9 protein-coding genes are annotated in these 12,324 nt (G+C 73.1%); 7 read left to right on the forward strand and 2 right to left on the reverse strand.

From position 1 onward, the window contains the following. The first annotated feature begins 21 nt into the window (after positions 1–21). Positions 22–3,231, forward strand: coding sequence for a BTAD domain-containing putative transcriptional regulator (locus BIV01_RS08245; RefSeq protein ID WP_071302493.1), 3,210 nt, complete (start codon positions 22–24; stop codon positions 3,229–3,231). Here the strand turns inward: BIV01_RS08245 and BIV01_RS08250 are convergent. Both BIV01_RS08250 and BIV01_RS08255 read right to left on the reverse strand, forming a co-directional pair. After that, positions 3,213–4,043 carry an ABC transporter permease gene (locus BIV01_RS08250; protein WP_070417694.1) on the reverse strand — a complete coding sequence of 277 codons (831 nt, stop codon included), beginning with the start codon at positions 4,041–4,043 and terminating at the stop codon, positions 3,213–3,215. The two genes, BIV01_RS08245 and BIV01_RS08250, sit on opposite strands and share 19 nt — an antisense overlap. Next, positions 4,040–5,023 (reverse strand): ATP-binding cassette domain-containing protein, encoded by a 984-nt coding sequence (locus BIV01_RS08255; protein WP_071302494.1) that lies wholly within the window; start codon positions 5,021–5,023, stop codon positions 4,040–4,042. The genes BIV01_RS08250 and BIV01_RS08255 overlap by 4 nt, the downstream gene beginning before the upstream one ends. 161 nt (positions 5,024–5,184) lie before the next feature. Between BIV01_RS08255 and truA the strand changes: the two genes are divergently transcribed. The 6 genes from truA to glmM all read left to right on the forward strand — a co-directional run bounded on the left by truA (position 5,185) and on the right by glmM (position 12,261). Beyond that, positions 5,185–6,102, forward strand: a complete 918-nt coding sequence (gene truA, locus BIV01_RS08260; protein WP_254791802.1) for a tRNA pseudouridine(38-40) synthase TruA — start codon at positions 5,185–5,187, stop codon at positions 6,100–6,102. After that, on the forward strand, positions 6,099–6,845 hold the full coding sequence (locus tag BIV01_RS08265) for an MBL fold metallo-hydrolase (RefSeq protein WP_071302495.1): 747 nt from the start codon (positions 6,099–6,101) through the stop codon (positions 6,843–6,845). Before truA ends, BIV01_RS08265 begins: the two co-directional genes overlap by 4 nt. Positions 6,846–6,951: 106 nt before the next feature. Continuing rightward, the gene (locus BIV01_RS08270) at positions 6,952–9,657 is read left to right on the forward strand and encodes an ExeM/NucH family extracellular endonuclease (protein WP_071302496.1); all 2,706 of its coding nucleotides are present in this window, start codon (positions 6,952–6,954) and stop codon (positions 9,655–9,657) included. 237 nt (positions 9,658–9,894) lie between these two features. Beyond that, the gene (gene rplM, locus BIV01_RS08275) at positions 9,895–10,341 is read left to right on the forward strand and encodes a 50S ribosomal protein L13 (RefSeq protein ID WP_022906970.1); all 447 of its coding nucleotides are present in this window, start codon (positions 9,895–9,897) and stop codon (positions 10,339–10,341) included. Positions 10,342–10,379: 38 nt separating this feature from the next. Continuing rightward, on the forward strand, positions 10,380–10,865 hold the full coding sequence (gene rpsI, locus BIV01_RS08280) for a 30S ribosomal protein S9 (RefSeq protein ID WP_022906971.1): 486 nt from the start codon (positions 10,380–10,382) through the stop codon (positions 10,863–10,865). A gap of 22 nt (positions 10,866–10,887) precedes the next feature. Then, positions 10,888–12,261, forward strand: coding sequence for a phosphoglucosamine mutase (gene glmM, locus BIV01_RS08285; protein WP_071302497.1), 1,374 nt, complete (start codon positions 10,888–10,890; stop codon positions 12,259–12,261). Positions 12,262–12,324 lie beyond the last annotated feature (63 nt).

The raw sequence follows: 12,324 nt of genomic DNA on the forward strand, positions 1-12,324 counted from the left end.
GGTCGTCCGTAGACTCGTACCGTGTCCGAACTGCCGCGCGTCGCCGTCCTCGGGCCAGTGACCGTCGCGGATCCGACGGGAGCGCCGACGGCGGTGCCCGGTGCCCTTTCGCGGTCGTTCCTCGTCGCGCTGGTGCTCGCGCGCGGACACGCCGTGACGACCGAGGCGCTCATCGACGAGCTCTGGGGCGACGACCAGCCGCGGGGTGCCCGGGCAGCGCTGCAGACCCTCGTCTCCCGGCTCCGGCGCAGCACGGCCGACGGCGTCGTCGTGTCGACCAGCACCGGGTACGCACTCGGGGTCGACCCCGGCTCGGTCGACCTGACGTCCGCCGAGCGCGCGGCTGCCAGCGCGGACGTCGCGGTGGTCCGGGCAGCACTCGACGGCTGGCGGGGCGACCCCGGCGCGGACGTCGACGGGGACCTCGGCGCCGCGCTCGCCGACCGCGCGGCCACTGCCCGCCGTGCGCTCCGACGCCGGCTGGGCGAACTCCTCCTCGACCGCGGGGACGCGGCCGAAGCGGCCGCGCTGTGGCTCGCCGAGTCCGAGGCGAACCCGTTCGACGAGGTCGCCGTCGCCGGGTGCATGCGCGCGCTGGTCGCCGCCGGCCGGAACGCCGAGGCGCTCGCCGCGTTCGCGACGCACCGCGACCGCCTCGCCGACGAGCTCGGCGCGGACCCCTCGGCCGACCTGGTGCGGCTGAACGCCGATCTGCTCCGCCGGTCCGCCGCCGACTCCGGTCGTGCTCGTCGGGTCGGGCTGCGGGCCGCGCCGAACACGCTCGTCGGGCGGCAGGAGGACCTCGACGCCGTCACGGACCTCCTGTCCCGCAACCGGCTGGTCACGATCCTCGGTGCGGGTGGGCTCGGCAAGACCCGCCTCGCGCAGGCGGTCGCCGCCGGTGTGCCGCCGACCACCGGCGTGGTGGTGTTCGAGCTCGCGCCGATCGCCACCGCCGAGGACGTCGTCCCCGCGCTCGGTGCCCTGCTCGGGGTGGCCGAGTTCCGCTCCGCCCGGGCGCTGCGGGAGGTCGTCGTCGCCGACCTGCGCGCGCGGGTGGGGCGGGCGCTCGGGGAGGCCCCGACGGTCCTCGTCCTGGACAACTGCGAGCACCTCGTCGGTGACGTCGCCGGGTTCGCCGCCGACCTGCTCGCGAGCATCCCCGACCTCCGGATCCTCACGACCTCGCGCGCACCGCTCGCGATCGCCGGCGAGGTCGTGGCGCCCCTCGCGCCCCTCCCAGTCGAGGCAGACGGGGCCGCGGTCCGGCTGTTCACCGAGCGCGCCCGGGCCGCCCGACCCGGGGCCGTGCTGCCCGTGGACACCGTCCGCCGCATCTGCACGCGGCTCGACGGGTCGCCGCTCGCGATCGAGCTGGCCGCGGCGCGGATCCGGGGGATGAGCATCGACGAGATCGAGCGCCGGCTCGACGACCGGTTCGCGCTGCTCCGCGGCGGCGACCGCAGCGCCCCGGAGCGGCACCGCACGCTCCTGGCGGTCATCGAGTGGAGCTGGCGCCTGCTCGACGCGGGCGCGCAGGACCTCCTGACCCGCCTGGCACTGTTCCCGGACGGCCTGGCGGTCGACGCCGTCGAGGCCGTGGCCGCGCCGGACCGCCGGGACGATGCGCTCGACGACCTCGCCGAACTCGTCGAGCAGTCCCTCGTGCAGCTCGTCGAGGTCGAGGGGGAGCCGGTCCGCTACCGCTTGCTCGAGACCGTCCGCGAGTTCGGGGCCGCACGGCTCGACGAACGCGGCGCCACCGAGGCCGTGCGCACGGCGATGATCCGCTGGGGGCGGGACTTCGCCGCCGCCAGGAACCTCTTCACGCTCACCGGCCCGGAGCAGCTCGACCGCTTCCACGAGGTCCAGCGCGAGGCCGACAACCTCGTGACCCTGCTCCGCTGGAGCCTCCGCGCCGACGACGCCTCGGCGACCGCGCACGTCTTCGCCGCCCTCGGGGCCTACTGGACGCTCCGGGGCGCCCACGGCGAGGTCACCGCGATCGCGTCGGACGTGGTCGCGGTGCTGCGCTCGGGTCCGCCCGCGGCCGAGGACGTCGCCGCGGTGCACGTCGGACTCGTCGTCGCCGGGGCCTCCTCGGCGTTCGACGACCGCCGGACCGCCGCGTGGGCGATCTCCACGCTCCGGCGCCTCCGCCGCATCGGGACGACGGGGTTCCCGGTGCTCGACGCACAGGCGGCCCTGCTCCTGACGCTCGGGCGTCCGGCGGCGGGCACCGCGCTCCTCGCGCGCCTCCGCGACGATCCCGACGAGGGCGTGGCCGGCACCGCCAACATGCTCAGCGCGCCCCTCGCCGAGAACGACGGCGAGTTCGCGGCGGCCCTCCGGTACGCCACCCGGGCGCAGACGCTCGCGGAGCGCACCGCCGACGCGTGGACGATCGGCACCGTGGCCGTCACCATGACGCAGCTCCTCGCCCAGACCGGCCGGTACGCGGACGCCCTCGCGAACGCCGACCGCGCCCGTGAGCAGCTCGAGCGCTTCGGCGCCGAGGACGACCTGTACGAGATCGGCTGGACCGTCGGGCTCTGCTCGGCCGCGACCGGCGCCGTGGACACCGCCCGGTCGATCGCCGCCGAGCTGCAGCACCGACCGGTCGCGGGGCGGGGCGGCTTCGACGGCGACCGCTCCCAGATCGGCGTGCTCGCGGTCGCGATCGGCGCGGAGTGCCTCCGGTTCGAGGGCGACCTCGACGCTGCCGCCGCGCAGTACACGGCCGCGTGGGACTGGGTGCTGCCGCACCGGAAGGCGACACCGCACTGGACCGTGATGGCGGGCGCGGCGCGGATCGCAGCGGTCGACGAGGCGGCGCTCGGCGCGCCCGACGGAGCCGCACCGCGCCTCCAGGCCGACGAACGCGCGGTCGCTCGCCGCATCCGGAAGGCCGCACTCGTGATGATCCGCGTCCATCCGTGGTGGCTCGACCTGCCCGTCATCGGCACGACGCTGGCGGGACTCGCGGTCGCGGCGGCGCGCAGCGACCGTCCGGCCGAGGCGGCCCGGTGCTGGGGTGCCGCGATGCGGTTCGGCACCCGGCAGGACTTCGCGGTGCTCGCCCACGGACGGCTCCGACCGCTCCTCGTCGACGCGCTCGGCGAGGCCCGCGTCGCGGACGCCGAGACGGCCTCGGCCGGATGGGACCGGACCGAGGCCGTCGCGCGGGCGAGGGCGCTGCTGGAGGACCTCCGCTACGCCTTCCGCATGTAGGCGCGGACCGTCAGCGGCGCGAACACGGCGACCACCACGGCGGCACCGAGCAGGCTGATCCAGAGGTCACCCGTGACGGCGCCGTGGTTGATCAGCTCGCGGACGGCGGTGATGAGGTGCGAGATCGGGTTGACCTCGGTGAACCAGCGCAGCCAGCCGGGCAGGGTGTCCGTGGGGACGAACGCGTTCGACAGGAACGTCAGCGGGAAGAGCACCAGGTTGGCGATCCCGGAGACGCTCGACGCGGTGCGAGCGACCACGCCGAAGTAGGCGAAGATCCAGCTGATCGACCAGGCGACGACGATGACGAGCACGCCGGCCAGCACGACCGCCGCGGCACCGCCCTCGGGACGGAGGCCCATGATGATGCCGACCGTGAACGTGATGGCGGTGGCGATCGCGTACCGGACCGTGTCGGCGAGCAGCGCACCGGCGAGCGGCGCGATGCGGGCGATCGGCAGGGACTTGAATCGGTCGAACACGCCCTTGTCCATGTCCTCGCGGAGCTGGACGCCGGTGACGATCGAGGACGTGATGTTCGTCTGCACGAGGATGCCGGGGATGATGACGGGCAGGTAGCTGGACACGTCGCCGGCGATCGCGCCGCCGAAGATGTACGTGAACATCACGGTGAAGACGATCGGCATGAGCGTCACGTCGAACAGCTGCTCGGGCGTGCGACGGACCTTCACCAGGCCGCGGTACGCCATCGTGAAGGACTGCCGGACGGTCGCGCCGAGTCCGGAGCCGCCGATGCCGGGGCGAGGGGCGACCCGTGGCGCCGAGGTGGGGGTGGGGGCGATGGTGGTCATGCGATGCTCCATTCGGCGGCGGCGGACGCGTCAGCGACCACCGCTTCGCCGGTAATTTGCAGGAAGACCTCGTCGAGCGTGGGCTTCTGCACGCTCATCTCGGCGAGGGAGATGCCGGCGTCGCGGAACGACACGAGCAGGTCGGTCACGCGGTCCGGGTCGGACATCGGCGCGGTGAGGCGCGAGCCCTCGGGGCTGGCCACCGCGTCGACGCCGAGGCTGTTCCGCACGATGGTGCGGGCGGCGTCGAGTCGGAGCGGGTCGGCCAGCCGGAGCTGGAGCGAGCTCGACCCGATGGACGCCTTCAGCTCGTCGCCCGTGCCCTCGGCGACGACGCGGCCGTGGTCGATCACGGCGATGCGGTCGGCCAGCTGGTCGGCCTCGTCGAGGTACTGCGTCGTCAGCAGGACGGTGGAGCCGGTCGCGACGAGCTCCCGGATCGTGTCCCACATCTGGGCGCGGGTGCGGGGGTCGAGACCCGTCGTGGGCTCGTCGAGGAAGAGCAGCGGCGGCTGTGCGATGAGGCTCGCGGCGAGGTCGAGACGCCGACGCATGCCCCCGGAGAAGTTCTTCAACGGACGCGACGCAGCCTCGGTCAGCCCGAAGCGCTCGAGCAGCTCGGCGGCCTTCCGCTTCGACTCGGCGCGGCCCAGGCCGAGCAGGCGCGAGAAGATGACGAGGTTCTCGGTCGCGCTGAGCGTCTCGTCGACGCTCGCGTACTGGCCGGTCACGCCGATGAGGGAGCGGACGGCCTGCGCCTCACGGCGGACGTCCCGTCCGAAGATGCGGGCCTCGCCGGCGTCCGCCTTGAGCAGCGTCGCGAGCATGGAGATGGTGGTGGTCTTGCCGGCGCCGTTGGGGCCGAGCACGCCGTAGACCGTGCCAGCCTCCACGCGGAGGTCGACACCGTCCACTGCGCGGTTCGTCCCGAAGGTCTTCACGAGGCCGGTGGCCTCGACCGCGAGCGGTGTGGTGGTCATTCGCGCAGGTCCTTTCGTGGTGACTCGACGTGGTTCGTCGATGTCGAGGACGATGGTGCCGCGGCCCGCTCACGCGGCACTGACGTCGCACTGACACCGGGGCGGGGCGCGTGTCAGCACGGGGGCCAGGAGGCGCGGTCCGGCCCCGGTACGGTGGCCTAGTGGACGAGACGGCGGGCCCGCAGGGCGGCGGTGACGGTGGCGGCGTGCGGCTGCGGCTGGACATCGCGTACGACGGTGCGGCGTTCTCCGGGTGGGCCCGGCAGCCGGGTCTCCGGACCGTGCAGGGCGCGCTCGAGGCCGCGCTCGCCACCGTCTTCACCCGGTGGGGCGAGCCGCCGCTGCTCACCGTGGCCGGGCGCACCGACGCGGGCGTGCACGCCACCGGGCAGGTCGCCCACCTCGACCTCACGTCGGCGCAGTGGGACGCGCTGGCCGCCAAGCGGGGGTCGGGGCGCTCGCCGTTGGACGGGCTCGTCAAGCGCGTGAACGGCATCGCGGCGCCGGAGGGGGACGTCGTCGTCACCCGGGCCTCGGTCGCGCCGGAGGGGTTCGACGCCCGGTTCTCGCCGCTGTGGCGCCGCTACTCGTACCGGATCGCGGACGCCGACGCCTGGCGCGATCCACGTCGACGGGGGCACACGGTCTGGCACCCGACGCGGTTGGACCCGGCGGCGATGGAGCGCGGTGCGCTGCGGCTGCTGGGGCTGCACGACTTCGCGACGTTCTGCAAGCCGCGCGAGGGGGCGACGACCATCCGGACGCTGCAAGAGTTCCGCTGGGACCGCGAGCCGGACGGCGTGCTGGTGGCGCGCCTCCAGGCCGACGCCTTCTGCCACTCGATGGTGCGCGCGATGGTGGGGGCGACGATCGCCGTCGGCGAGGGCCGGTTCGGCGCCGACCGGCTCGAGGAACTGCGGGTCGCCGAGGCGCGGACGAGCGAGTTCAAGGTCGCGCCGGCGAAGGGCCTCACCCTGACCGAGGTCGGGTACCCGGCCGACGACGACCTCGCGGCGCGCGCGTCGCAGACCCGCGCGCGACGCGGAGCGCCCGACGACGGCGGTACCGTCGGGGGATGACCTCCCGCGAACCCCGCTCCGTCGTGTCCGTCGCACCCGGGGTGGTGTTCGTCGAGGGGCCCGTCTCGAACTGGGTGGTCCTCGCCGAGGAGGACGGTGTCGCACTGATCGACGCCGGCTACCCGGCCGACACCGACCTCGTGCTCGACACCGTGCGGTACGCCGGCCACGAGCTCGACGACCTGCGCCGGGTGTACGTCACGCACGGGCACGTCGACCACGTCGGCGGCATCCCCGGGATCCTCGAGCGGTACCCGCACGTCGAGGTGCTCGCCCACGCCGACGAGCTCGACAACGTGCGCGGACCCGCGCGGCAGCAGGTGACGCCGGCCGAGATCGGCGGACGACTGGCAGCGCCCCGGGTCCTCCGGTGGCTCGCCCGCGCAGTGCGCTCCGACGCGCTGCGACCCACCGCGGTGCCGACCGCCCGCGCGTTCACGGGTGCGGACTTCGTCGGTCGGGCGATCGCGCCGCTGCCGGCCACCGGGCACACCGACGGGTCCACGGCCTACTTGCTGCCCGCCGCGAACGCGATCGTCACCGGGGACGCCGTCGTCAGCCGGCACGACACGCAGCCGTCGTCGTGGGAGCCGCGGCCGCGCATGATCACGTCGTTCTTCACGGCCGACCAGGAACGAGCGCTCGAGTCCGCGCGGGCGCTGCCGATCCCGGACGTCCTGCTCCCCGGACACGGGCCGGCCGTGCACCGCGTCGGGTCCACCTGGCGGCCGATCGGGTCCTGATCCCCGGGCACCGCGCACCGCCGCCGCCTGCACCCCGATCAGGGGTGGAACGGATCGTTCACCCGCCGGAAACCTGAGGGGCCCCGCAGGTCGGTACCGTGCGACCATGCACAGATCCGTCGGGCGCACTCTGCTGTGCGCCACCGCTGCAGCCGCGCTCGTCGCCGCTCCGCTCGTCTCCGTCTCCACGGCCACCGCGAACCCCCAGGGCTCCGGGCTCGTCATCGCCGAGGCCTACCTCAAGGGCGGCAGCGCGAACCAGCCCTTCACGAACAAGTTCGTCGAACTCGGCAACCCCACCGACAGCCCCGTCAGCGTCGACGGCTGGTCGGTGCAGTACCGCGCGGCGACCGGTACCGGAGCGCCCTCGGTCGGCAAGCTCGCCGGCTCCGTGCCCGCACACGGCACCTACCTCGTGCAGATGGGCTCGAACGGCACGAACGGCGAGGCGCTGCCCGAGCCGGACGCCGTCACCGGGCTGAACCCCTCCGGGTCGACCGGCACCCTCGTCCTCGCCGACCAGGTGACGGCGCTGACACTCCCCGCCGGCGCCGTGACGACGGGCACCCCCGGCGTCGTCGACCTGCTCGGCTACGGCACGTCGAACACCTTCGAGACCGCGGTCGCACCGACCGGCACGGCGAACGCCGTCCCGGACGCGCTCACCCGTCAGGGCACGACCGACACCGACTCGAACGCCGCCGACTTCCGGGTGACGACGACCGTCACGCCGGAGAACGCCGCGGGCGAGACCACGCAGCCGACGGACCCGACCGACCCCACGGACCCCACCGACCCCGGTGACGGCGGCACGACCCCGGCCGAACGGGTCACGATCGCGCAGCTGCAGGGCACCGGCGACGCCTCGCCGTACGCCGGGAAGACCGTCACGACCGACGGCGTCGTCACCGCGGTGTACGCCACCGGCGGCTTCAACGGCTACACGGTCCAGACCGCCGGCACCGGCGGCGCGCTCGACCTCGGGACGCACACCGCCTCCGACGCCGTCTTCGTCTACTCGTCGGCGACCGTCGGCAGCGTGGCGATCGGGGACGCGGTGCGCCTCACCGGCACGGTGTCCGAGTTCAACGGCCTGACCGAGCTGACCGTGCCCACCGCGTCCGGCCTGACGAAGCTCCCCGCCGCGGGGGTCGTCCAGCCGGTCCCGGCCACGCTGACCTTCTCGCGCACCGACGCACAGCGCGAGTCGCTCGAGAGCATGCTCGTGGCGCCGCAGGGCGACTACACCGTCGCGGACAACTACACGACGAACCAGTACGGCGAGGTCGTGCTCGCATCGGGGAAGCGGCGCCTGCTCCAGCCGACCGAGGTCGCCCGTCCGGGCAGTGCCGAGGCCGCCGCCGTGACCGCGGACAACGCGGCGCGCAAGGTCGTCCTCGACGACGGAGCGAGCACGAACTTCCTCAGCGCGGCGAACCAGTCGATCCCGGTGTCGTGGCTCACGCAGGGCCCGGTCACGGTCGGTGCCGCGGCGACCTTCCGCGAGCCGGTCGTCCTCGACTACCGGAACGACTCGTGGAAGTTCCAGCCGACGTCGCCGATCACCGGCGCCACCCCGGCTGCCGACCTGCCGGCGTCGTTCTCGGACGTCCGCACCGCCGCGCCGGAGAACGTCGGCGGTGACATCCGCCTCGCCGGGTTCAACGTCCTGAACTACTTCCCGACGACCGGCGACCAGCTCACCGGCTGCACCTACTACACCGACCGCGACGGCGACCCGGTGACCGTCCGGGGTGGCTGCGACGCCCGCGGTGCCGCGAACGCCGACGACCTCGCCCGCCAGCAGGTGAAGATCGTCAAGGCGATCAACGGCCTCGGCGCCGACGTCGTCTCCCTCGAGGAGATCGAGAACTCGGCGCGCTTCGGCCAGGACCGTGACGCGGCCGTGGCGACCCTCGTGGCCGCGCTCAACGCCGCGACCGGCAAGGACACCTGGGCCTACGCGGGGTCCCCGTCGAAGCTCCCGTCGAGCGAGGACGTCATCCGCCTCGCGCTCATCTACAAGAAGGACCGCGTGCAGCCGGTCGGCTCGTCGACGATCCTCACCGACTCGACGGCCTTCACGAACGCCCGCCAGCCGCTCGCGCAGGCCTTCGCCCCGGTCGTCGCGAAGCCCGGCAAGGGCAAGGGCGCGCAGAAGCCGAGCGCGAAGGACACCTTCCTGGTCATCGCCAACCACTTCAAGTCGAAGGGCTCGGGCGAGGGCGTCGACGCCGACCAGGGCGACGGGCAGGGTGCGTCGAACCACTCGCGCGTCGAGCAGGCGAAGGCGCTCGTGACGTTCTCGACCGCGATGCAGCGCCAGGCGCGGACCGACAAGGTGTTCATGCTCGGCGACTTCAACGCCTACAGCGAGGAGGACCCGGTCGTCGCCCTCGAGGACGCCGGCTACACGGACCTCGGCCCGACCGAGGACGCGTCCGAGTGGTCGTACGTCTTCAGCGGGCTGAGCGGGTCGCTCGACCACGTGTTCGCGTCCCCTGCTGCACTGGAGACCGTCACCGGCGTGGACATCTGGAACATCAACTCGGTCGAGTCTGTGGGCCTCGAGTACAGCCGGTACGACTACAACGTCACGGACCTGTACCAGGACGACGTGTACCGGGCGAGCGACCACGACCCGGTCGTGGTGGGCATCGACCTGCCGGGAGTCGGCACCCCGGGAGGCGGGGACCCCGGCCACGGCGGCGACCCCGGACACGGCGGGAACCCGGGCCACGGCGGTCCGGTCGCGGACGCGCTGGCGGCGCTCGCCGCCCTGCTCGCGTGGTTGCGGAGCCTCTTCGGCTGACGTTCGCTGCACCGGACGGGAGGCGCGGTGCCAGCCGGCACCGCGCCTCCCGTCCGTCCTGTCTCCGTTTGACCGCCGTCACGTGCGTCGGGTAGGCTCTCACCTTGGTCTGCGCGCTCTGTGCGCCGGACAGTCAGATGAGCCCTCCACCGGGCCGTTCACACGGGTTCTCCCACGTGAACACCCACCGGAGCGGGATTCACGGACTCCTCACCTCGACACGAAAGCAGCACCACTGTGACTCGTACGTTCTCCCCGAAGCCGGCAGACGTCCAGCACGACTGGATCGTCATCGACGCGACCGACGTCGTCCTCGGCCGCCTCGCCACCCACGCCGCGGCGCTCCTGCGCGGCAAGCACAAGGCCACCTTCGCCCAGCACATGGACATGGGTGACTACGTCATCATCGTGAACGCCGACAAGGTCGCCCTGACCGGTTCGAAGCTCGCGAAGAAGGTCTACTACCGCCACTCGGGGTACCCGGGCGGCCTCACGGCGACCTCCTACCCGGAGATGCTCGAGAAGCACCCGACCCGCGCCGTCGAGAAGGCGATCCGCGGCATGCTCCCGAAGAACACCCTCGGTCGCGAGCAGCTCAAGAAGCTGAAGGTCTACGCCGGCGCGGAGCACCCGCACTCGGCGCAGCAGCCCAAGGCGTACACCTTCGACCAGGTCGCACAGTAGTTCCGGCCACGACGACTTCCAAGGACTAGGTAAAACTCATGGCTCAGATCGCTGACTCCCTCGACCAGACCCCGGAGAGCTTCACCACGGAGAGCGCACCCGCCGCTTCCGAGGCCGCTCCCCGTCAGATCCTCAACGTCTCGGGCGGTGCCGTCGGGCGCCGCAAGGAGGCCATCGCACGCGTCCGTCTCGTCCCGGGCTCCGGCTCGTTCGTCGTGAACGGCCGCTCGCTCGAGGACTACTTCCCGAACAAGCTGCACCAGCAGCTCATCAACGACCCGTTCAAGGTGCTCGAGCTGCTCGGCGCCTACGACGTCGTCGCCCGCATCACCGGTGGTGGCCCCTCGGGTCAGGCTGGTGCGCTCCGTCTCGCCATCGCCCGTTCGCTGAACGAGATCGACCGCGAGAACAACCGCGCCACCCTCAAGAAGGCCGGCTTCCTCACCCGCGACGCCCGCGTCATCGAGCGCAAGAAGGCCGGTCTCAAGAAGGCCCGCAAGGCTTCGCAGTTCTCGAAGCGCTAGTCGTCACCGGCTGAAGATCGCAATGCCGCGTCTGTTCGGTACCGACGGGGTTCGTGGTCTCGCCAACGGCGAGCTGACGGCCGCGCTCGCACTGGGTCTTGCCCAGGCGAGCGCGGCCGTCCTCACACACGGACACCACGCGGACGCCCGCCGGGCGTCCGGTCGACCGCGCCCTCGTGCGGTCCTCGCGCGCGACCCGCGCGTCTCCGGCGAGTTCCTCGGTGCCGCGGTCGCGGCCGGGCTCGCCTCCGCCGGCGTCGACGTACTCGACGCCGGGGTCATCCCCACCCCCGCTGCGGCGTTCCTCGTCGCGGACATCGACGCCGACTTCGGCGTGATGATCTCCGCGTCGCACAACCCCGCTCCCGACAACGGGATCAAGTTCTTCGCCACGGGCGGCCGGAAGCTCCCGGACGAGGTCGAGGACCGCATCGAAGCGGCCATGCACGACCACTCCGCACCGACCCCCACCGGTGGCGACGTCGGCCGGATCACCCGGTTCGCCGACGCCGAGGACCGCTACGTCGTCCACCTGCTCGGCACGCTGCCGCACCGGCTCGACGGCATCCACGTCGTGCTCGACTGCGCGAACGGCGCCGCCGCGGGTGTCTCGCCCGAGGTGTTCGTCAACGCCGGGGCCCGCGTGACCCTGATCGGTGCCGACCCGGACGGCATGAACATCAACGACGGTGTCGGTTCCACCCACATCGACAACCTCGCCCGCGCGGTGCTCTCGCACGGTGCGGACGTCGGCATCGCCCACGACGGTGACGCGGACCGCTGCCTCGCGGTCGACGCCGCCGGCAACGCGATCGACGGCGACCAGATCATGGCGATCCTCGCGCTCTCGCTGCAGGAGCGCGGGCGCCTGGCGTCCGACACCCTCGTCGCGACGGTCATGTCGAACCTCGGGCTGAAGCGGGCCATGGCGGACGCGGGCATCACGATGCTCGAGACCGGTGTCGGCGACCGCTACGTCCTCGAGAAGATGACCGAGGGCGGGTACTCGCTCGGCGGCGAGCAGTCCGGCCACATCATCTTCAACGAGTTCGCGACCACCGGCGACGGCATCCTCACCGGGTTGCACCTCGTCGCCGAGATGGCCCGGACGGGCAAGACGCTCGAGAAGCTCGCGTCGTGCATGACGGTGTTCCCGCAGGTGCTCGTGAACGTGCGCGGGGTGGACCGGCACGGTCTGGCCGACCAGGGCGTGCAGGACGCCGTCGCCGCTGCGACCGCCGCACTCGGGGACGCGGGGCGCGTGCTGCTCCGGCCGTCCGGCACCGAGCCCGTCGTGCGGGTCATGGTCGAGGCGGCCTCCCAGGCCGATGCCGAGCGGATCGCCGAGGAGCTCGCGGCCGTGGTGCGCGAGCGCCTGGCGCTCGACGCGGCGTAGGCGCGCTGGCGCGCGCTGGCCCGCTCGGCGCGCTCGCACAACCAAAGTCCGTCGGAACCACGC

This window comes from Curtobacterium sp. MCBA15_013 (assembly GCF_001865095.1).
Taxonomy (GTDB): Bacteria; Actinomycetota; Actinomycetes; order Actinomycetales; family Microbacteriaceae; genus Curtobacterium.

What these genes read in the sequence shown, in the direction of transcription:
- BIV01_RS08250 (WP_070417694.1), bottom strand. Translation starts at nt 4,043, where the DNA reads ATGACCACCATCGCCCCCACCCCCACCTCGGCGCCACGGGTCGCCCCT.
- BIV01_RS08255 (WP_071302494.1), bottom strand. Translation starts at nt 5,023, where the DNA reads ATGACCACCACACCGCTCGCGGTCGAGGCCACCGGCCTCGTGAAGACC.
- BIV01_RS08265 (WP_071302495.1), top strand. Translation starts at nt 6,099, where the DNA reads ATGACCTCCCGCGAACCCCGCTCCGTCGTGTCCGTCGCACCCGGGGTG.
- BIV01_RS08270 (WP_071302496.1), top strand. Translation starts at nt 6,952, where the DNA reads ATGCACAGATCCGTCGGGCGCACTCTGCTGTGCGCCACCGCTGCAGCC.
- rpsI (WP_022906971.1), top strand. Translation starts at nt 10,380, where the DNA reads ATGGCTCAGATCGCTGACTCCCTCGACCAGACCCCGGAGAGCTTCACC.
- glmM (WP_071302497.1), top strand. Translation starts at nt 10,888, where the DNA reads ATGCCGCGTCTGTTCGGTACCGACGGGGTTCGTGGTCTCGCCAACGGC.